The organism is Bradyrhizobium sp. GW821-FHT13H05 (assembly GCF_058804065.1).
Map to the genome: position 1 here is coordinate 13,496 of NZ_JBXAPO010000021.1, position 20,400 is coordinate 33,895.

Here is a 20,400-nt window from a genome sequence, read left to right on the forward strand (position 1 = left end):
GACAAGAACAAAGCGCCACCTTCGCATGGCGCACCGATGCCGTTGGAGGAACGTAAATTGCAGATCGCCGCAACGCCGCTGTCTGAGCCCATCTCGAGGCCGGTTTCCGAAGGTCGCCGCAAGCCGCTCTGGCGTGAGCAATATGTCCTGGTGGTTGCCGGTGCTGCGCTCGGCGCGTTGTTCGGTTTCCTGCTCCCGACCGTCGCGGTTGAATTCAAGCCGCTCGGCGATGCCTTCATCTCGCTGATCAAGATGACGATCGCGCCGCTGATCTTCCTGGTCGTGGTCACCGGCATCGCGCAGGTCGGCGACATGAAGGCGGTGGGCCGCATCGGCCTCAAGGCCTTCGTCTATTTCGAGGCGGTGACGACCTTGTGCCTGCTGTTCAGCTTCGTCGTGGTGCGCTGGGTTCAGCCCGGTGCGGGCGTGGCGCATGCAACCGCTCAGCAGGCCGAGACGGTCGCGCGTTATCAGCAAGCTCATGTCGGCTCGCTGTCGGCCTACATCCAGCACATGATCCCCGAAAGCTTCGTCGGTGCGTTCGCAGCCGGCGACGTGCTCCAGGTGCTGGTGCTCGCGCTGCTGTGCGGCATCGGCCTGTTGCTGCTCGGCGAGAAAGCCGGACCGCTGCGGACGGGCCTGGAGCGGGTGACCGAGCTTGTCTTCAGCGTCGTGCATGTCGTCGTGGCACTTGCCCCGATCGGCGCCTTCGGCGCCATGGCCTTCACGGTCGCGAAGTTCGGCGCCGCCACGCTCTATGCGCTGGCGCTGCTGGTCGGCACGGCTTGGGCGATGATGGCGTTCTTCATCTTCGTTGTCCTCGGCACGATCTGCCGCCTGGCCGGCATTCGCCTGATGGACCTGTTGCGCCTCCTGCGCACCGAACTGCTGGTCGTGCTCGGCACCTCCTCGTCGGAGACGGCGATCCCCGGCATGATGGAGAAGCTGCCGAAGGCGGGCGTGGGGCGGGCGGTCGCCGGCCTCGTCATTCCCTCCGGCTATTCCTTCAATCTCGACGGCGTCGCACTGACGCTGCCGCTCTCGACGATGTTCGTCGCCCAGGTCTACGGCATCGAGCTTAGCGCGGCGCAGCAGCTCAGCCTGTTCGTGGTGATGCTGTTCACCAGCAAGGGGGCGGCCGGCGTCACCGGCGGTGCGTTCGCCGCGCTCGCCGCGACCGTGATCGCTGCAGGACTGCCGGCGGAGGGCCTGGCGTTATTGCTCGGCATCGATCGCTTCATGTCGCTGGCGCGTGCCATCACCAACACCATCGGCAATGCCGTCGCCGCCATCGTGGTCGCGAAATGGGATGGGGAATTCAACCGCGAGGACTGGGTTCAGTCCGCCGCTCAAATCCAAGCAGCGAAGTAAGGATCCAAGGTTTCCAGTATGGCTACCAACACCAATGAACTGCCCGTCATCGCGCTGACTCCTGGCGATTGCACCGGGATCGGCCCCGAACAGGTCGCGCGCATCCTATCGGACGACCGCCTCGCCGATGTCGCCCGCCTCGTCGTGGTCGGCGATGCCCGCGTGCTCGAGATGGGCATGGCGCATGCCGGCGTGAAGCTGAAGGTCGAGCGGATCGCCTCCCCCAAGGCGGCCAATTGGGGCCGCGGCGCGGTGCAGCTGGTCGATCTCGGCAACACCGATCCCGCCAAAATCCCGCTCGGCAAAGCCAGCGCGGAATCGGGCCGGCTGACCGGCGATACATTGTCGCGTGCCATCGACTTCTCCAAGGCAGGCGAGGTCGACGCCATCACCTTCGCGCCGCTGAACAAGCGTGCGATGTTCGACGGCGGCTGGAAGTTCCCCGACGAGCACAAGATGTTCGCGAGCCTGCTCGGCCACAAGACCTATTTCTCCGAGATGAATGTGCTCGACGGGCAGTGGATGTCCCGCGTCACCGGGCACCAGTCGCTGCGCGAGGCGCTGGACGGCATTCATCCCGAGAGCATCACCGATGCGATCGAGCTGGTCGATCGCATGATGCGCAAGGCGGGCGTCGTCAAGCCGCGCATCGCGGTCGCGGCCCTCAATCCGCATGCGGGTGAGAACGGCCTGTTCGGTCGCGACGAGATCGAGATGATCCGCCCGACCGTCGAAGCCGCCGCGAAGACCGGCATCGCCTGCACCGGTCCTTATCCGGCCGACACCGTCTATATTCGCGCCTTTGCCGGCGAGTTCGACAGCGTGGTCGCGATGTATCATGACCAGGGCCAGATCGCGACCAAGCTGCGCGGCTTCAACCGCGGCGTCACCGTCACTGCCGGGCTCGAGACTGTCTTCACCACGCCGTCGCACGGCACGGCGTTCGATATCGTGGGGACGGGCGTCGCCAAGACCGGCGCGCTCGAAAGCGCGGTACGTCTTGCGGCACAACTGGTATCGATCAAGGTCAAGGAGGCAGCCTATGCACACTGATCGCAGGACCCTGCTCCAGGCGGCGGCCGCGCTGCCGCTCGCCACCGTCGGCGCCAATGCCGCCTTCGCGCAAGCTCAGGCCGTGGCCCCCGCCGCCGCACCGCCCAAGGAGGTCACGCGCGCGCTGGCGCATTATCTCGTCACGGCGAGCTATGACGATTTGCCGGCGAATGTCCGGAAAGAGGGCGTTCGCACACTGCTGAACTGGGTCGGTGTCGCCATCGGCGGCTCGCATCACGAGACGGTCGACATCGCGGTGTCAGCGCTCGGCCCGTTCTCGGGTCCGCAGCAGGCCTCGCTGTTCGGACGGCGTGAGCGGTTCGACATCATGAACGCGGCTTTCATCAACGGCGTGTCGAGCCACATCTTCGACTATGACGACACCCATCTGAAGACGATCATCCATCCCGCGGGCCCGGTGGCCTCCGCGATCCTCGCGCTGTCGGAAATGCAGCCGGTCTCCGGCAAGGAATTCCTGAACGCGCTGGTGCTCGGCGTCGAGACCGAGTGCCGGATCGGTAACTCCGTCTATCCGAACCACTACGATGTCGGCTGGCACATCACCGGCACGGCCGGCGTGTTCGGCTCGGTGGCAGCCGTCGGCAAGCTGTTGAAGCTGAACGAGCAGCAGATGACCTGGGCGCTTGGGCTGGCCGCATCCCAACCGGTGGGCCTGCGCGAATCCTTCGGCTCGATGAACAAGAGTTTTAATCCGGGCCGTGCAGCCTCCAGCGGTATCTTCGCGGCGATCCTGGCCTCGAAGAATTTCACCTCCTCCGACGCGATGATCGAGGCCAAGCGCGGCTGGGCCAATACGATCAGCACCAAGCAGGATTACAACGAGATTCTGGGCGACCTCGGCAAGCGTTACGAGGCCGCGCTCAACACCTACAAGCCGTTTGCCTGCGGCATCGTCATACATCCGGCGATCGATGCGGCGATCCAGCTCCGCAACGAGAACAAGCTGACCGCCGACCAGATCGAGCGGGTCGACCTCAAGATCCATCCGCTGGTGCTGGAGCTGACCGGCAAGAAGACGCCTAAGGTCGGTCTCGAAGGCAAGTTCAGCATCTACCATTCGGTTGCGGTCGCGATCGTCGAAGGCGCCGGCGGCGAAAAGCAGTTCAGCGACCGTGCCGTGACCGATCCCACCATCGTCGCGCTGCGCGAGAAGGTGGTCCCGGTCATCACGCCTGGCATCAAACCGGAGCAGGTCGATCTCACCGTCGTGCTCAAGGACGGCCGCAAGCTCAACCGTTACATCGAGCATGCGATCGGCAGCGTCGAAGTGCCGATGACCGACAAGCAGCTCGAGACCAAGTTCTCCGACCTCGCGGACGGAATCATTCCCACAGCGATGATCCGCCGTGTCATGGACGCATGCTGGAACGTCGAAGGTCTGGTCAGCGCGGCGGAAATCGCCAAGATGTCGGTCTCGTCCTGATTCTGGAGTCAATTGGAATGCCCTCACGCCGTCGCTTCCTCCAATCCGCCGGATCGATCGCCGCTCTGGCCGCCACCGGGGGCCACGCGGCCCGCGCTGCCGGCCCTGGCGTCACCGAACGGCTTGCCCGCTACATGGTCGCCGCCCGCGACCAGGAGCTGCCGGAAAAGGTGCTGCTCGAATGCAAACACCGCATCCTCGACACGCTTGGTGCGATGGTATCGGGCTCGCGCATGAGGCCGGGCGAGATGGCGCTGAAATATGCCCGCACGCTCGGCGGCGACGCACAGGCGTCCGTGGTCGGCTCCAACTTCCGTACCACGGCGGTGAACGCTGCGCTGGCCAATGCGATGTGTGCGCATGCCGACGAGACCGACGATTTCGAGCCGGTCACCAAGGCGCATCCCGGATGCTCCGTGGTCCCCGCTGCGTTGGCGTTCGGCGAGCGGGAGCACCGCAGCGGACAGGATGTCATCCGGGCCGTCGCGCTCGGCTATGACCTGACCTGCCGCCTGTTGATGGCGCTGGGCCCGGATATCGTGCGCGGCTCGCACCGCAGTGCCGAGGGAACATCCTCGACCTTCGGCGCGCTGGGCGCCGCGGCATCGCTGGCCCGGCTCGACGAGAAGGGGATGCGTTACGCCATCTCCTATTCGTCGCAGCAGGTTTCCGGCCTCTGGAGCTGGGTGAAGGACCACGACCACATCGAGAAGGCGTTCGATTTCGCCGGCATGGGCGCCCGCAACGGCGTGATGGCGGTCGACATGGTCAAGAACGGCCTGACCGGCGTCGACGACGTGCTCGACGGCACGCATAATCTTTTCATCGCGCTCTCGACCGACCCGAAGCCGGAAGAGATGGTGAAGGATCTCGGCAGCCGCTTCTACGTCACCGAGACCGCGATCAAGACCTTTTCGGTCGGCTATCCTATCCAGTCGCCGCTGGATGCGACGCTGACGCTGCGCAAGCAGCACAGCCTCACGCCAGATAACGTCCGTAGCATCCTGGTCAAGCTGCCGACCGATGCGATGGGGATTGTGGGCGAGAGCGCGATGCCTGACGTCAATTGCCAGCACCTCGTGGCGGTCGCGCTGGTCAAGGGCGCCGTCTCCTTCAACGACAGCCACGATGTCGCGCTGATGCACGATCCAAAAATCCTGGAACAGCGCGCCAAGGTGACGCTGGCCGGCGACAAGGCGCTGATGGACCCGGCTGCGCCGCGCGGCGCTGTCGTCGAGGTGACATTGATCGATGGCAAGAAGGTGGAGCACTTCACCAAATATCCGCCGGGCACCAAGGAGAATCCGCTGAATACGGACGCAGTGGCGGCGAAGACCCGCGACCTGATCGCGCCGGTGCTGGGCGCGGAGAAATCGGAGAAGCTGATCGAGCAGATCCGCAATCTCGAGAGGATCGACGATATCGGCAAGCTGACGCCGTTGATGACCACCTGAATTCCAGGCGATCAACGATAAACAAAAAGGGAGGAAACGCCTGATGTACCGCTACTGCCGCCGCTGGGTACTTGCCGCCTGCGGCGCGATCCTGCTGTCCGGTCCAGCGTTCGCGCAGGACTATCCGTCCCGCCCCGTCAAGATCATCGTGCCGTTCCCGGCCGGCGGCTCCAACGACATCATCGCCCGGATCGTCGCCCAGAAACTGACCGAGCGGAACGGCCAGACCTTCCTCGTCGAGAATCGCGCTGGTGCCGGCGGCAACATTGGCGCAGAAACGGTCGCGAGCGCCGAGCCTGACGGCTACACTTTGCTGTTGACTGCACCGCCTCCATTGACGATCAACGGCTCGCTCTACAAGAAGCTGCCGTTCGATCCGGCCAAGGCCTTCGCGCCGGTGGCGCTGATCGCGTCGGTGCCGATCGTGCTGGTGGTCTATCCGTCGGTGCAGGCGAAGAACGTGGGCGAGCTGATCGCGCTGGCCAAGGCCAAGCCAGGCTCGCTGAATTTTGGCTCGTCCGGCATGGGTTCGACCAATCATCTGGCGGGCGAGCTGCTCAAGAGCATGGCCGGTGTCGATATCGTCCACGTGCCTTATCGCGGCGCGGCGCCGGCGATGAACGATCTGCTCGCCGGGCAGATCCCGTTCATGTTCGACAACATGCCCGCGGTGCTGCCACAGGTGCAGGGCAAGGCCATCAATGCGATCGCAGTTGCCGGCGCCAAGCGCGCCGATGCGCTGCCCGACGTGCCGACGGTGGCCGAGACCATTCCGGGCTTCGAAGCCTCATCCTGGTTCGGACTGGTGGCGCCGGCGAAGACGCCTGCTCCCGCGCTTGCCAAGCTGAGCGGCGAACTCGAGACCATTTTGAAGATGCCGGACGTGAAGAAGCGCCTCGCCGAGCTTGGGGCTGAGCCGGGTACGGTTTTCGGCGACGCATTCGGGCAGTTCATGACGGACGAAACCGCAAAGTGGGGCAAGCTCGTCAAGGCCTCGGGCGCCACCGTGGATTAAGGCAGCGTCATGGATCTCAATCTGGGCGGCAAGGTTGCCGTCGTCACCGGCGGCAGTATCGGCATCGGCCGCGCCATCGCCGCCGAGCTTGCGCGCGAGCAGGCGCATGTCGTCATCGTCGCGAGGGACGCAGAACGTCTTGCCGCGGCTGCCACGGAGATGTCACGGGATACGGGCCGGCGCGTGATCGCCTGCGCTGGCGACATGACCAGACCCGACGACATCGCCCGTGCAATGGCGAGTGCGCGCGAGGCATTCGGCCGCATCGACATTCTCGTCAACAATGCCGGTGCTTCGCCAATGGGCCGGATTGCCGAGACGCCGGATGCGATTTGGGCCAAGTCGATCGAGCTGAAACTGCTCGGCTACATGCGCTGCGCCCGCGACGTTCTTCCGGAGATGCGCGACCGGCGCTGGGGGCGCGTCATCAACATCATCGGCCGCAGCGGCCACCAGCCGCGCGCGGCCTATATGGCGGGCGGCGCGGTCAATGCGGCGCTGTTGAACTTCACGCTGGCGCTGGCAGAGGAATGCGCGCCCGACAATGTGCTGGTGACAGGCGTCAATCCCGGACCGGTGCAGACCGATCGCTGGGACAGCCTGATCTCTCAGGGCGCGGCGATCTCGGGGCAGGGCCAGGGCGCGACCAATGCCGCGGCCATCGCCTCGGTGCCGCTCGGCCGCGTCGGGCAGCCGCACGAGGTGTCCGGCCTCGTCGCGTTCCTCTGTTCAGACCGCGCGTCCTTCATTACTGGTACCTGCATCAATGTCGATGGCGGTGGAACGAGGTGTATCTGATGGGTAGCGAACTGCGGAAGATCGGTGTCAGCGACGATTGCGAGCTTGCGGTTCGCATCGACGATTATCTGCTGCCATGGGACACCAAGCCGCCGGTCGTGATGCTGCATGGGCTCGCCGAAAGCGGCGAAGCGTTCCGGCGCTGGGTGCCGTACTTCGCCACGCATCATCTGGTGGTGCGCCCCGATTTGCGCGGCTACGGCGATTCGACGCCGATGCAGGGCGACTATGTCTATCGTTTCGCGGGCCTCGGCGACGACATCATCCGGATGCTCGATGCGCTGAAGCTCGAGCGGGTCTTCCTGGTCGGCGGCAAGATCGGCGGCACGCTGGCGATGCATCTTACAGCCAAGCATCCGGATCGCGTGATCGCGGTCGCCGCGGTCGGTGCGCCGGCTTCGCTCACCTCGTTCAACGAGCGGGCGCCGACCTGGCGCAAGCAGATCCGCGAGCACGGCGTCGAGCCCTGGGTGCGCGAGACCACGGCCGGCCGGCTCGGCTCCTCGCTGCCGCCGGCGGCGCTGGACTGGTGGATCGCTCTGATGTCGAAGACCAAGGCGTCGACGCTGGAGGCGTTTCTTCAGATGGTGCCGACCGTCGATGTCACCGGCGAGCTTCCGTCCATCAAGCGCCCGGCCCTGGTGATCACCACGACTGGCTCGGGGCTCGGCGATGTCGCCTCCGTCAAGGCCTGGCAGGAGACGATTCCAGGTTCGAAGCTCGAAGTGCTGCCCGGCGATTCCTATCACGTCGCCGCCACCGACCCGGACGTCTGCGCGCGAAAAGTTAGGGAGTTCTTCGATCGCGTCGCGACTTAAGACGTACAGGGCGGGCATTGGCCCGCCCGCCGTTTGGTTCTATGACTGCCGTTCCGACAAGAAAGAGCAGGGAGTGAAGCCATGACAAAAACCACGCGCCGCAACGTGCTCACGGCCGCAGCCGCGATGACGGCGGCGGGCCTCACTGATACCGCGCCGGCCGCAGCGCAGGCCGCGCCCAAGCCGATCTTCCCGGTACCGATGGTGGCGATCCCGATCGTCGGCGAAACCAGCGTGTTCCAAGTCCGCCGCATCTATTGCATCGGCCGTAACTACGCCGCGCACGCGATCGAGCGCGGCTCGGATCCGAACCGCGAGCCGCCGTTCTTCTTCCAGAAGCCGACGGATGCGATCCAGAACGTCGCGGTGGGCGAGGTCGCCGATCATCCCTATCCGTCGCTGACCAAGAATTATCATCACGAGGTCGAGCTGGTCGCCGCGCTGAAATCCGGCGGCACCAATATTCCGGCCGAGAAGGCGCTCGACCATGTCTACGGCTACGCGCTCGGCCTCGACATGACCCGGCGCGACCTCCAGAACGGCATGGCCGCGGAAAAGAAGCCATGGGAGATCGGCAAGAGCTTTGACCACGCTGCGGTGATCGGCCCGATCCACCCCGCGAGCAAGACCGGCCATTTCGAGAAGGGGGCGATTTCGCTCGCGATCAACGGCACCGTGAAGCAGAGCTCCGATCTCAGCAAGATGATCTGGAGCGTCGCCGAGCAGATCGCAAAGCTGTCGGAGGCGTTCGAGCTGAAGGCCGGGGACATCATCTATTCCGGCACGCCGGAGAATGTCGGCCCGGTGGTGAAGGGCGACGTGCTCCTGTGCAAGCTCGAGGGCCTGCCGGACATGTCGATCAAGATCGCGTAGTGGCGGTCGCTTTCTTTACCTCGCCCCGCTTGCGGGGAGAGGTCGGATTGCCCCGGCGATGCGAAGCATCGTCCGGCGCAATCCGGGTGAGGGGGTACAGGTCTCTCGACGACCTCGCGTGGGGAGAGAGGCCCCTCACCCCAACCCTCTCCCCGTAAGAACGCGGCGAGGGAGCGCACCGTCGATTTGGCGGGTCGTCCAACCTTGGAGGCGCAAGATGCTGCGGCGTGGTTTGAGTGGTGCGTTGGGCTTGGTCTTGGCGATGACCGGCATTCACGGTGCAAAAGCCGAGGGCTCCGCCGACATCGCGCCTTCGGGTACGCTGCGGGTCGCAGTGGCCGTCGGCCCCGCCGCGTCGGCATTCTGGACCACGCGCGATCCTTCGAGCGGAAAGCCGCGCGGCGTCACCGTCGAGCTTGCCAAGGCTGCGGCCGATAGGCTGCATGTCCCGCTGCAGCTCGTCGAGTACCAGAGCTCCGACGAGATCGCCGGCGCCAGCGGCAAGGACATCTGGGATCTCTCCTTCATGCCGGCGGACGTCAAGCGAGAGCCGTTCGTGGAGCAGGGCCCCGCCTATGTCGCCTATATGAGCGGCTATCTCGTCCGTGCCGGCTCGGACATCCGCTCCGTCGCCGATGTCGACCGCGCCGGCATGCGCGTCGGCTGCATCGAGGGGACATCGACGTCGCGCACGGTCGAGAAGTCGTTGAAGCAAGCCAAGCTGACGAAGTTCGTGAAGCCTGAGGAAGCGGCTGCGCTGATCGGCAAGGGGGAGCTCGATGCTCTCGCGATGGGCATGGGGGCGCTGGAAGATCTGTCGCGAAAGCTGCCGGGAACGAAGGTGCTGGACGAGGTGATCCAGTCGACCGGCGTGGTCGTGGTCGTTCCCAAGGGCAAGGTGGCGGCAAAGGTTTGGGCCGCGCATTTCCTCGATGAGGCCAAAGCGGACGGCACAGTCCGCCGCGCGCTCGACGGCAACGGGTTCACCGGCGACAAGGTTGCGCCGTAGTTTCTTAACCTCTCCCCGTAAGAACGGGGCGAGGGGGCGCACCGTCGGCGCGGCCGGCGTCTCGGCTTTAGTCCTCTAAGCCGCAGCCTTCGGCCTCAACCTGTCCACCGTCCGCGCGATCAACGCCGCCACTTCCGCGACCTTCGGTCCAATCCGAAACTCAGGCCCGGCAACGACGACGGAGAGTCTGCGATCCCCAACCGGCAGCGGGATCGCCGCACCCGCGAGATCGCGGCTGTAATCGGCAAAACTCTGGCAATAGCCGCGCGCGATCGAGTTGCGTAGCTCGGTCTCGACCGCGTCGATGCTGATCGGCGTCGACGGGCCGTATTGCTTGAACTCGATCTTGCGATAGACCGAGTCGCGCTCTTCTTGCGAGTATTGCAGCAGCAGTGCGCGGCCGCTCGCGGTGGCGTGGATCGGCACGCGGTGGCCGATGGTCGCGAAATAGCGGATCGCGGCCTGGGACTCGACGACGTCGATGAAGACAGCCATGACGCCGGCTGGCGCGACGATAGAGGCCGTCTCGCCGGTCTCCGCCGAGAGATCGGCGATCAACGTGTGCGTCCACGGCGGCAGCGGCTCGACCTCCGAGATCAGCCGCGCCATCGCCAGCCAGCGCGGCGTCGGATAGAAGCCGGCGCGCGGCCGCGGCTCATAGAGATAGCCCTTCTCCGACAGCGTCGCGAGCAGGTTGAAGGTCGAGGAGCGCGGCCAGCCGAAATGATCGGCGATCTCGGCAAGCGTCGCCGGCTTCCTCGTTTGCGCGAAGAATTCCATGATCTCCAGGACGTTTGCGGCTTGGCGAACGATCATGGCGGTGCGGTGTCCCGATCTATGGCTGGCCGAGGATCTTCTTCGCGGCGCGGAGATGCGGCTTGTCGATCATCTGGCCGTCGAGCCGCAGCGTGCCGGAGTTCGGGTTGCTCGCGAACGCCGCGATCACCTTCTCCGCCCATGTGCGCTCGGCTTCGGTCGGCTCGAACGCCGCGTTGACGACATCGACATGTTTGGGATGGATCAGCGCCTTCGCCGAAAAACCGTCACGGCGTGCCGCACGCGTTTCCTGCTCGAGGCCTGTGAGGTTCTCGATGTCGGTATAGACGGTGTCGATCGGCGCAACCTCGGCCGCCGCTGCCGCCATCAGGCAGAGATCGCGGGCGAGGCGATAGGGGCTGTGGAACACGCCGCCCGACGCTTTCTCGGTCGCGCCGAGCGACGCCGAGAGATCTTCCGCGCCCCACATCAATCCGGCGAGGCGAGGGGAACAGCCCTTGTAGCTGCCGAGCCCGAAGATCGAGCCGGCGGTCTCAGTCGCGACGCACACGATGCGTGTCGCGCCGACCGCGATGCCGGCCGCAGCTTCCAAAGCTTCGAGCCAGGTTGCAACCTGCCGCACGTCGTCGCCGCCTTGCGATTTCGGCAGCACGATGCCGTCGGGCTTGCCCGGCATCACCGCGGCGAGATCGGCGAGCGTCATGCCGGTGTCGAGCGCGTTGACGCGGACATAGAGCTGGTGCGGGCCGGGACGGCTCTTCAGCATCGCAAGCGTGAGCCCACGTGCCTCCGGCTTCTTGTCGCTGACGACGGAATCCTCGAGATCGATAATCAGCGCGTCGGCTTTGCCTTCGCTCGCTTTCTCGAATTTGCGCGGGGAATCGCCCGGCACGAACAGCATCGAACGCATCAGACCGGCCTCTTGTGCATCATCGCCATGCGGCGGCATTTCCCGACGATCTCGTCGTTCTGGTTCAAGGCGTGATGCTCGAACTCGACGATGCCCGCCTTGGGGCGCGATTTGGATTCCCGCAACGAAAGCACCTTGGTCGTCGCCCGCAAGGTGTCGCCGTGGAAGACCGGTTTCGGAAAGGTCACGTCGGTCATGCCGAGATTGGCGACGGTGGTGCCCATGGTCGTATCATAGACCGTCATGCCGATCATGATGCCGAGGGTGTAAAGGCTGTTGAAAATGCGCTGGACGAACTCGGTCTGGGCCGAGAAGTGCGCGTCGATATGCAGCGGCTGCGGGTTGAGCGTCAGCAGGCTGAACATGGTGTTGTCCATCTCCGTGACGGTCCGGGTCAGCGGATGCCTGAACTCCTGGCCTACGGAAAAGTCTTCGAAATAAAGTCCGGCCATCGCGGTTTCCTCCCTATATCGTTGCGATTTGGCCAGCGCTGCCCTTAGGACGGCGCTGCCAAATGAACTGCTTTCTGCTCTGCGAGCTGTTCGATCTCCTCAGCCGAGAAGCCGGCCTCGGATAAAATGTCGCGGCTGTGCTGGCCGAGCGTCGGCGCGGGGCCACCGGGTTCCGGCTGAGTCACGCTCCAGGTGGAGGGCACGCGCATCTGGCGGATGCGGCCCTCCACGGGGTGTTCCATCGTCCTGAAGAAGTCGATCGCATTGAGATGCGGATCGTCCAGAATCGTCTCCAGCGTGTGCATCGGCATCACCGGAATGTCGGCGCGTTCCAGCAGCTCGCGCCATTCAGCGGTGGTCCGCGTGAGGAAGATGTGACCGATCTCCTCATAGATCTCGTCGATATGTTTGGTCCGCGACGCATGGTTGGCGAAGCGGGGCTGCTGCAAGAACTCAATCTGCCCGATCGCCTCGAAGAAGCTGCGCCAGTGCTTGTCATTGTAGATGAGGACGCAGAGATAACCGTCGCTGGTCTTGTAGGGCTTGCGATAGCGCGAGAGCAGGCGGGCATAGCCGCCATGGTCGAGCGGCGGATCGTAGGTGAGACCGCCCAAGTGATCGACCAGCACAAACTCGGTCATCGATTCGAACATGGGAACGTCGATACGCTGGCCCTGGCCGGTGCGCTGCTGGTGCATCAGCCCGCCCATGATGGCGTTGACCATCATCAGGCCGACAATGCGATCCGCGATGGTGACGGGGACGTAGCGTGGCGTGCCGTCACCGGCTGCAGCGAGCAGCGTCGGAATGGTGGCCGCGCCCTGGATCAGATCGTCATAGGCGGGCTTTGCGGCATAGGGGCCGGACTGGCCGTAGCCGAACGCGCCGACATAGACGAGGGCGGGGTTGATCGCGGCCAGCGTCTCGTAGTCGAGGCCGAGCCGCGCCATCGCCTGCGGGCGCACATTATAGACGAGCGCGTTGGCGCGCTTGGCCAGCCGCAGCAGCGTCTCGCGGCCTTCCGTCTTCTTGAGGTCGAGCACGATGCTGCGCTTGCCGCGATTGGCGTTGAGAAACATCCCGCCCATGCCGGGCGTGCGGCCGGGACCGATCTGGCGAACGATGTCGCCCTCGGGGCTTTCGACCTTGATGATGTCAGCGCCCATGTCCGCCAGCACCTGGGTGCCGTAGGGGCCCATCAGCACCGAGGTCAGGTCGAGAATGGTGAAGCCGGCGAGCGGTCCCATGGGGCCTCGTGGGATAAATTCATATACGTGGAGTTAGAGTTCAGAAAATGGCGATGTCAATTCGGCACGTCGCTGCCAAAGTGCATAGCTCCATGCATAGTTCATATACTTGACATATAAATTCACATATATGTACATTTTCCTCAAGCAAGAAATGGAGTGAGGGCCGGACGGTGCTGCAGCGGTTCGCTGCCGCCTGCGGCGTTGGGAGCGTCAAGGAGAAACGAAATGAAGAAAAATCTGGTCTGGGCTGCCGCGGCACTCGCGCTCTCGCTGCCGGTCTCGACAATGTCGGCACAGGCGCTGGAGTTGAAGGTCGCCGATAGCTTCCCTGCCGGTCACTACCTCGTCCGCCTGATGCTCAAGCCCTGGATGGACGACGTCACCAAGCGCACCAATGGCGCGGTGACTTTCACCTATTATCCGAACCAGCAGATCGGCAAGGCGGCCGACATGCTGCGGCTGACGCAATCCGGCGTGGTCGACATCGGCTACATCGGACCGTCCTATGTCTCCGACAAGATGCCGCTGTCGGAAGTCGCGCAATTGCCGGGCGCGTTCGCAACCAGCTGCCAGGGCACGCTCGCTTATTGGAAGACCGCGCGCGAAGGCATCCTGGCCAAGCAGGAATATGCACCGAACAAGATCAAGCTGCTGATGGCCGTGGTGCTGCCGCCCTACCAGGTGTGGACAGTCAAGTCGAAGGTGGAAACCACCAAGGATATGCAGGGCCTGAAGCTGCGCACCACCGGCGGCGCGCAGGATCTCACACTGCGTGCGCTCAGCGCCGTGCCGGTGCGCATGGCCGCGCCCGATGCCTATGAGTCGCTGTCGCGCGGCACGATGGACGGCCTGCTGTTCCCGCTCGACAGCGTCGTGTCCTACGGTCTCGACAAGCTGGTCAAGCACGCCACCGAAGGCGTCAGCTTCGGCAGCTTCATCGTCGCCTATTCCATCAACCAGTCGGTCTGGGACAAGCTGCCCGACGATGTGAAGAAGGCGATGAACGAGGCCTCGGAAGCGATCACGCCGAAAGCCTGTGCCGACGTCGACAAGGAAGGCGAGGTCACCAAGAAGCAGATGCAGGACGAAGGCGTCAGCTTCGATCCGCTGCCGGAGGCGACGCGCGCCGAGATCAAGGACAAGCTCAAGGGGGTCGGCAAGGAGTGGGCAAGCGGGCTCGACAGCCGCGGCAAGCAGGCCTCCGCCGCGCTGAAGGAGTTCGAGGATCTGCTCGCCACCGGCGGCGCCAAGTAATTCTGGTCACTAGAGGGAGGCGCGAAACGTGATCAAACAGGCAGGAGATGTGCTCGGCGCGCTGGAGCGTGCGCTGACGGTGATCGCGGTGGTGTTCATGTTCGTGATCATGATGCTTGTCGTGACCGACGTGTTCATGCGTTACGCGCTGAACAGCCCGTTCTCCTTCACCTATGATCTGATCGGACTCTATCTGCTCGCCGGCGTGTTCTTCTTCACGCTGTCGGACGCCTTGCGCGAGCATGTCCATGTCGGCGTCGACATCCTCTTGTCTCGCTTCTCTCCGACGGGACGACGGTTGTCCGAGATCGTCACCGCGCTCGCCGGCCTGTTCGTGTTCGTCCTGATCTGCAAGGTCGGGTTCGAGCGGGCGCTGGAGAATTACGAGCAACATGACGTTCTCTCGGGCGCGATCCCCTGGCCGACCTGGATATCGGCGGCGCTGGTGCCGTTCGGCTGCGGCGTGCTGGTGCTGCGGCTGGCGCTCCAGCTCGTCGGCAACGTGCTGAGCCTCGTCAGCGGCCGCGACCTCTATCCGCTGCCGCCGGTGACCGGCGTCGGCGAAGCCCGCAGCTTCGAGTAACGGCAGGCCTCCATGACACCTTTCATCGTTCTCGCTTTGCTGTTCGGCCTGCTTGCGCTCGGCACGCCCGTCGGTTTCGCCATGGCGTTCTCAGGCTCGGTCGGCCTCGTCATGGTTGGCGGGTGGCCCACGCTGTTCGGTATTCTCCAGACCGCGCCGCTCTCGACCGTCTCGTCCTACGAGCTGATCACCATCCCGATGTTTCTCTTGATGGCGGACCTCGTGCTGCTGTCGGGTGTCGCGGATGATCTGTTCAAGACGGCTTCGGCTTGGGTCGGCCGCATTCCCGGCGGCCTCGGCATGGCGACCGCACTCGCTGGTGCCGGTTTTGGCGCGATCTGCGGCACCTCGACGGCCTCGGCCGCGACGCTGTCCTCGACCAGCCTTCCGGCGATGATCCGCCAGGGCTACGAGCCGAAGATGGCCGCCGGCGTGGTTGCGATCTCAGGCACGCTGTCGATGCTGCTGCCGACCAGCGTGGCGCTCGTCATTTTCGGCCTGCTGGCCGAAGTGAACATCGGCAAGCTGCTGATCAGCGGCATTGTCCCGGCGATCCTGGTGACGTTCACCATCATGGCCACGATCTACTTCCTGGTCTGGCAGGATCCTTCGCGCGCGCCGGCTGCGAAATCTGTGCCGTGGCCGGAGAAATTCGCCCTGCTGTGGCAGGTCTCGCCGATGGTTGTGCTGTTCTCGATCGTCACAGGCACGATCTATCTCGGCGTCGCGACGCCGACGGAAGCCTCGGCCTTCGGCGCCTTCGGTGCCTTCCTGCTCGCGATCGTCAAGGGCAAGATCACCCCTAGCTCGCTCTACCATACGCTGCTGCGCGCCTCCCACGGCACCTGCATGATCATCATGATCCTGGTCGGTGCCTCGATCTTCGGCTATTTCTTCACGCTCACCCACGTCACGCAGGACCTCGTCGCCTGGATCGGCTCACTACCGGCCTCGCGCTGGGTGATCATCACGCTGATCCTGTGCGGCTACATCGTGCTTGGCTCGTTCATGGACCAGATCGCGATCCTGGTTCTGACCGTGCCGATCGTGCTGCCGCTGATCAAGACGCTCGGCTTCGATCCGATCTGGTTCGGCGTCATCAAGATCGTCACCGCCGAAGTCGGCATGATCACGCCACCGGTCGGGCTGAATTGCTTCATCGTCGCCCGCTACGCCAAGCGGCCGGTGGCGGAAGTCTTCCACGGCACCTTCCCGCACTTCATCGCCCACCTGATCGCGATCGCGATCCTGGTGGCGTTTCCCTCGATCATTCTCTGGCTGCCCTCGCAGATGGGGCGCTAGGATCGGAGCCCGGCTCCCAATAAGGAGATCAAGAACATGGATTTCGCGCTCACCGATCAGCAGGAAGCCATTCGCGACGCCGTCGTAAAAGTTTGCGAGGACTTTCCCGATGCCTATTGGCTGAAGAAGGACCATGACGGCGGCTTCCCGCACGACTTTCACAAGGCAATGGCCGATGCCGGCTGGCTCGGCATCTGCGTACCGGAGGAATATGGCGGCTCCGGCCTCGGCATCACCGAGGCCGCGATCATGATGCGCGCCATCGCGGAATCCGGCGCCGGCATGTCCGGCGCCTCCGCGGTGCATATCAACGTGTTCGGGCTCAATCCCGTCGTCGTGTTCGGCACTGAGGAACAGCGCAAGCGCATGTTGCCGCCGATGGTGGAAGGTCGCGAGAAGGCGTGCTTCGCGGTCACCGAGCCCAACACCGGCCTCAACACCACCCAGCTCAAGACGCGTGCGGTCGCCAAGAATGACCGCTACATCGTCAATGGTCAGAAGGTGTGGATCTCCACCGCGCAGGTCGCGCACAAGATTTTGCTGCTGGCGCGCACCACGCCGCTGGAGGAGGTGCGCTCGCCCACCCATGGCCTCAGCCTGTTTTATACGGACTTCGACCGCAACAAGATCAAGGTCCACGAGATCGAGAAGATGGGCCGCAAGATCGTCGATTCCAACGAGCTGTTCTTCGAGGACTTCGAGATCCCGATGGAGGATCGTATCGGCGAAGAGGGCAAGGGCTTTCAGTACATCCTCGAAGGCATGAACCCCGAGCGCATCCTGATCGCGGCGGAAGCGGTCGGTCTCGGCAAGGTCGCGCTGGCGCGCGCCAGCGAATACGCCAAGACACGCGTCGTGTTCAACCGCCCGATCGGCAAAAACCAGGGCATCCAGCATCCGCTCGCCGTGAACTGGGTCGAGCTCGAGGCGGCCTGGCTGATGGTGATGTCGGCGGCCTGGCAGTACGACAAGGGGATGCCCTGCGGGGCTGCCGCGAATGCGGCAAAATATCTCGCGGGCGAAGCCGGATACCACGCCTGCGAGCAGTCGGTGATGACCCATGGCGGGTTCGGCTATGCCAAGGAGTTCCACGTCGAGCGTTACATGCGCGAGAGCCTGATCCCGCGTATCGCCCCGGTCAGCCCGCAGCTCGCGCTGAGCTTTATCGCGGAAAAGGTGCTTGGCCTCGCCAAGTCGTACTAGGCTTGTCCTCGGCAGGATCGCCATGAACCTCGCTCATCATCTGCTGCGCGCCGCCAAGGCTGATGCGTCCGCGCCGGCGCTGCTGAAGGGCCTGACGCCGGTCGCCGACTACGGCCGGCTCGCCGCAACGGTGGCCTCGTTGGCTGCTTCGCTGCGGCAGCGCTTTGGCCTCGCCAGGGGCGAGCGTGTCGCGCTGCTGATGAAGAACGTGCCTGACTATGTCGCCTGCCTCTATGCCTGCTGGCATGCCGGGCTGGTCGCCGTTCCCATCAATGCAAAGCTGCATCCGCGCGAGGTCGCGTTCATCCTCGACAATTCGGGCGCTGCGGTCGTGTTCGTGACGGAGGACATGGCGAGCGTCGCCTCGGAAGCGCTGGCGCTCGGCACGGCCAAGCCGCGCATCGTCGAGATCGGCTCCGCCGAACATCGCGCCCTCGAGAAGACCGACAGCATCGCCATCGCCGATGTCGCGATCACCGATCCGGCCTGGATCTTCTACACCAGCGGCACCACGGGGCGGCCCAAGGGCGCGGTGCTGAGCCATCGCAATCTGCTGGCGATGTCGCTGAACTATCTCGCCGAGGTCAATCCAGTTGTCCCGGGCGAGGCGCTGCTGCACGCTGCGCCGATGTCGCACGGCTCCGGCCTCTACATGGTCCCGCACGTGCTCGCCATGGGCGCGCAGATCGTTCCCGAGAGCGGCCGCTTCGAGCCGGACGAGATTCTGGAGCTGACGGCGAAGCGCGACAACATCTCTTTCTTCGCAGCGCCCACCATGGTGCGACGCCTGACCGTCGCCGCAGAGGCCGCGGGCGCGACCGCGCCGGGGCTGAAGACGATCATCTATGGCGGCGGTCCCATGTACGTGGCCGATTGCAAGGCCGCGCTCGCGGTGTTCGGGCCAAAGCTCGTGCAGATCTATGGTCAGGGCGAGACGCCGATGACGATCACTTATTTGCCGAAATCGATGCATCTCGACGCCGGGCATCTGCGTCATGAGGAACGCCTTGCCTCGGTCGGCATCGCGCAGAGCGTCGTGCAGGTGCGCACTGTGGACGAAGCGGGCCGGGACGTTGCGCCAGGTGAGGTCGGCGAGATCATCGTGCGCGGCGACACCGTCATGTCTGGCTACTGGCAGAACCCGGAGGCCACCGCGAATACGCTCCGCGACGGCTGGCTCTACACCGGCGATATGGGCGCTTTCGACGCCGATGGCTTCCTCACCCTGAAGGATCGTTCCAAGGACGTCATCATCTCAGGCGGCACCAACATCTATCCGCGCGAGGTCGAAGAGGTGCTGCTGCGGCACGAGGCCGTCGCCGAGGTTTCGGTGGTCGGCCGGCCGCATCCGGAATGGGGCGAGGAGGTGGTCGCGGTCGTCGTTCCCGTCGCGGGCAGGGCGGTCACGCGGGACGAACTCGACCGGATGTGCAATGCCTGGATTGCGCGCTTCAAGCGGCCGAAGCACTATTTCCTCACCGGTGAGCTCCCCAAGAACAGCTACGGCAAGATCGTGAAGACGGAGTTGCGTACGCTTCTCGGCGAGTCTTCTGCGCGCCTCACCCCGATGGGCTGAGGCAGCGATGTCCGGGGGCGCGCCGCCGATCGATTTCTGCGGCTTGATCCAGGAAGGCGATCTCGTCGTGTGCGGACAGGCGACCGCAGAACCGGTCACCCTGACCGAGGCGCTGATGGCCCAGGCTGTACACCTGCCGTCGTTTCGCATGATGGTCGGTCCGATATTCTCGGGGACGTTCTCTGCCGCGTGCTCCCTCAGCGTCTCATTCCAGAGCTATGGCGTGATCGGCAATTCGCGGCGACTTGCGAAAGCCGGACGGCTCGACGTGATTCCGAGCAATTACAGCGCCTTTTGCGCCGACTTCGCCACGCACCGCCACAAGGCCGATGTCGTTCTGGTGCAGCTCGCCGAGGCTGCCGACGGACGGCTGAGCGCCAGTCTCTCCAACGACTATGTCATCGATGCCGCGCGCGGCGCGCGCCTTGTCATCGCCGAGATCAATCCCGATGCGCCCTTTACGTTCGGGGCGGAATGGCCCGAGGATGTGACGATCCATTTGCGCGTGCCGGCCCGCCGTCCGCCGGTCGAATTGGCCTCAGCGCCGCTCGACGACGTCTCCCGGCGCATTGCCGCCCATGCAGCGAGCCTGATCGCCGACGGCAGCACGCTCCAGTTCGGCGTCGGCCGCATCCCGGACGCGATCCTGTCGTCGCTGTCGCACGCGCGCAATCTCGGCATCCATTCCGGCCTGATCAACGATGCCGTCGTCGATCTGATCGAGCGCGGCGCGGTGACGAATGCGGAGAAGGGCGTCGATGCTGGGATCACCGTTACAAACCAGGTGATCGGGACAAAGCGACTCTACCGCTTCGTGCATGAGAACAAGGCGGTTGCGGTGCGGCCGACGTCCTACACGCATGGCCAGGGCGTGCTGGCGCGGATCAAGCGGCTGGTGGCGATCAATTCGGCGCTTCAGGTCGGGCTGGACGGCAGCGTCAATTCCGAGACGCTGAATGGCATTGCGATCGGTGCGATCGGCGGCCAGCTCGATTTCGTGCGCGGCGCAAACGCCTCTCCCGGAGGCAGGGCGATCATCGCGCTGCCGGCGACGGCCTCCGACGGAACCAGCCGTATCGTCGCCAATGTCGAGACGGTGACGACTCCGCGCGCAGATGTCGATGCCATCGTCACCGAATGGGGGATTGCCGAGCTGCGCGGCTGCGGCCTTGCCGAGCGGGCGCGTCGTATGATCACGATCGCCGCGCCTGAGCACCGCGATGCTCTGTCGGCGCAGCTCCGCAGTCCCGCGCGCTAG

19 protein-coding genes are annotated in these 20,400 nt (G+C 64.6%); 15 read left to right on the top strand and 4 right to left on the bottom strand.

The window, feature by feature from the left end:
- Positions 1 to 57: 57 nt before the first annotated feature.
- The 9 genes from AC1RR3_RS35995 to AC1RR3_RS36035 all read left to right on the top strand — a co-directional run bounded on the left by AC1RR3_RS35995 (position 58) and on the right by AC1RR3_RS36035 (position 9,835).
- On the top strand, positions 58 to 1,371 hold the full coding sequence (locus AC1RR3_RS35995; protein WP_492829633.1) for a cation:dicarboxylate symporter family transporter: 1,314 nt from the start codon (positions 58 to 60) through the stop codon (positions 1,369 to 1,371).
- Positions 1,372 to 1,389: 18 nt separating this feature from the next.
- Positions 1,390 to 2,424, top strand: a complete 1,035-nt coding sequence (locus AC1RR3_RS36000; RefSeq protein WP_492829634.1) for a PdxA family dehydrogenase — start codon at positions 1,390 to 1,392, stop codon at positions 2,422 to 2,424.
- Positions 2,414 to 3,868 carry an MmgE/PrpD family protein gene (locus AC1RR3_RS36005; protein WP_492829636.1) on the top strand — a complete coding sequence of 485 codons (1,455 nt, stop codon included), beginning with the start codon at positions 2,414 to 2,416 and terminating at the stop codon, positions 3,866 to 3,868. The genes AC1RR3_RS36000 and AC1RR3_RS36005 overlap by 11 nt, the downstream gene beginning before the upstream one ends.
- A gap of 17 nt (positions 3,869 to 3,885) precedes the next feature.
- A complete protein-coding gene (locus tag AC1RR3_RS36010) occupies positions 3,886 to 5,322 on the top strand; it encodes an MmgE/PrpD family protein (protein WP_492829638.1) in 1,437 nt (478 codons plus the stop codon).
- 43 nt (positions 5,323 to 5,365) lie between these two features.
- Positions 5,366 to 6,337, top strand: a complete 972-nt coding sequence (locus AC1RR3_RS36015; RefSeq protein ID WP_492829640.1) for a Bug family tripartite tricarboxylate transporter substrate binding protein — start codon at positions 5,366 to 5,368, stop codon at positions 6,335 to 6,337.
- Positions 6,338 to 6,346: 9 nt separating this feature from the next.
- Positions 6,347 to 7,135, top strand: a complete 789-nt coding sequence (locus AC1RR3_RS36020; protein ID WP_492829642.1) for an SDR family NAD(P)-dependent oxidoreductase — start codon at positions 6,347 to 6,349, stop codon at positions 7,133 to 7,135.
- Complete coding sequence (locus tag AC1RR3_RS36025; RefSeq protein ID WP_492829644.1) at positions 7,135 to 7,953, top strand: alpha/beta fold hydrolase; 819 nt, start codon at positions 7,135 to 7,137, stop codon at positions 7,951 to 7,953. The genes AC1RR3_RS36020 and AC1RR3_RS36025 overlap by 1 nt, the downstream gene beginning before the upstream one ends.
- An 81-nt stretch (positions 7,954 to 8,034) precedes the next feature.
- Positions 8,035 to 8,826 carry a fumarylacetoacetate hydrolase family protein gene (locus tag AC1RR3_RS36030; RefSeq protein ID WP_492829646.1) on the top strand — a complete coding sequence of 264 codons (792 nt, stop codon included), beginning with the start codon at positions 8,035 to 8,037 and terminating at the stop codon, positions 8,824 to 8,826.
- A gap of 262 nt (positions 8,827 to 9,088) precedes the next feature.
- Positions 9,089 to 9,835, top strand: coding sequence for a transporter substrate-binding domain-containing protein (locus AC1RR3_RS36035; protein ID WP_492829648.1), 747 nt, complete (start codon positions 9,089 to 9,091; stop codon positions 9,833 to 9,835).
- A gap of 75 nt (positions 9,836 to 9,910) precedes the next feature.
- Here AC1RR3_RS36035 and AC1RR3_RS36040 read toward each other — a convergent pair whose 3' ends face one another.
- The 4 genes from AC1RR3_RS36040 to AC1RR3_RS36055 are packed head-to-tail and all read right to left on the bottom strand — an operon-like array spanning position 9,911 to position 13,221.
- Positions 9,911 to 10,651, bottom strand: a complete 741-nt coding sequence (locus tag AC1RR3_RS36040) for an IclR family transcriptional regulator (protein ID WP_492829649.1) — start codon at positions 10,649 to 10,651, stop codon at positions 9,911 to 9,913.
- A 19-nt stretch (positions 10,652 to 10,670) separates the two neighbouring features.
- On the bottom strand, positions 10,671 to 11,522 hold the full coding sequence (locus AC1RR3_RS36045; protein ID WP_492829651.1) for an HpcH/HpaI aldolase/citrate lyase family protein: 852 nt from the start codon (positions 11,520 to 11,522) through the stop codon (positions 10,671 to 10,673).
- Positions 11,522 to 12,010 (bottom strand): MaoC family dehydratase, encoded by a 489-nt coding sequence (locus tag AC1RR3_RS36050; protein WP_492829812.1) that lies wholly within the window; start codon positions 12,008 to 12,010, stop codon positions 11,522 to 11,524. Before AC1RR3_RS36050 ends, AC1RR3_RS36045 begins: the two co-directional genes overlap by 1 nt.
- Before the next feature lie 8 nt (positions 12,011 to 12,018).
- On the bottom strand, positions 12,019 to 13,221 hold the full coding sequence (locus AC1RR3_RS36055) for a CaiB/BaiF CoA transferase family protein (RefSeq protein ID WP_492829653.1): 1,203 nt from the start codon (positions 13,219 to 13,221) through the stop codon (positions 12,019 to 12,021).
- Positions 13,222 to 13,449: 228 nt separating this feature from the next.
- Here AC1RR3_RS36055 and AC1RR3_RS36060 point away from each other — a divergent pair, with 228 nt between their 5' ends.
- Genes AC1RR3_RS36060 through AC1RR3_RS36085 form a run of 6 tightly spaced genes read left to right on the top strand, consistent with a single transcriptional unit; the run spans position 13,450 to position 20,400 of the window.
- Positions 13,450 to 14,478: a TRAP transporter substrate-binding protein gene (locus tag AC1RR3_RS36060; RefSeq protein ID WP_492829655.1), complete on the top strand. Its 1,029-nt coding sequence runs from the start codon at positions 13,450 to 13,452 to the stop codon at positions 14,476 to 14,478.
- Between the two features lie 28 nt (positions 14,479 to 14,506).
- Complete coding sequence (locus AC1RR3_RS36065) at positions 14,507 to 15,061, top strand: TRAP transporter small permease (protein WP_492829657.1); 555 nt, start codon at positions 14,507 to 14,509, stop codon at positions 15,059 to 15,061.
- 12 nt (positions 15,062 to 15,073) lie between these two features.
- Complete coding sequence (locus tag AC1RR3_RS36070) at positions 15,074 to 16,363, top strand: TRAP transporter large permease (protein ID WP_492829659.1); 1,290 nt, start codon at positions 15,074 to 15,076, stop codon at positions 16,361 to 16,363.
- 36 nt (positions 16,364 to 16,399) lie between these two features.
- Entirely contained in the window at positions 16,400 to 17,566 is a 1,167-nt protein-coding gene (locus tag AC1RR3_RS36075) for an acyl-CoA dehydrogenase family protein (protein ID WP_492829660.1), read from the top strand.
- A 22-nt stretch (positions 17,567 to 17,588) separates the two neighbouring features.
- Positions 17,589 to 19,142 carry a class I adenylate-forming enzyme family protein gene (locus tag AC1RR3_RS36080; RefSeq protein WP_492829662.1) on the top strand — a complete coding sequence of 518 codons (1,554 nt, stop codon included), beginning with the start codon at positions 17,589 to 17,591 and terminating at the stop codon, positions 19,140 to 19,142.
- Between the two features lie 7 nt (positions 19,143 to 19,149).
- A complete protein-coding gene (locus AC1RR3_RS36085) occupies positions 19,150 to 20,400 on the top strand; it encodes an acetyl-CoA hydrolase/transferase family protein (RefSeq protein ID WP_492829663.1) in 1,251 nt (416 codons plus the stop codon).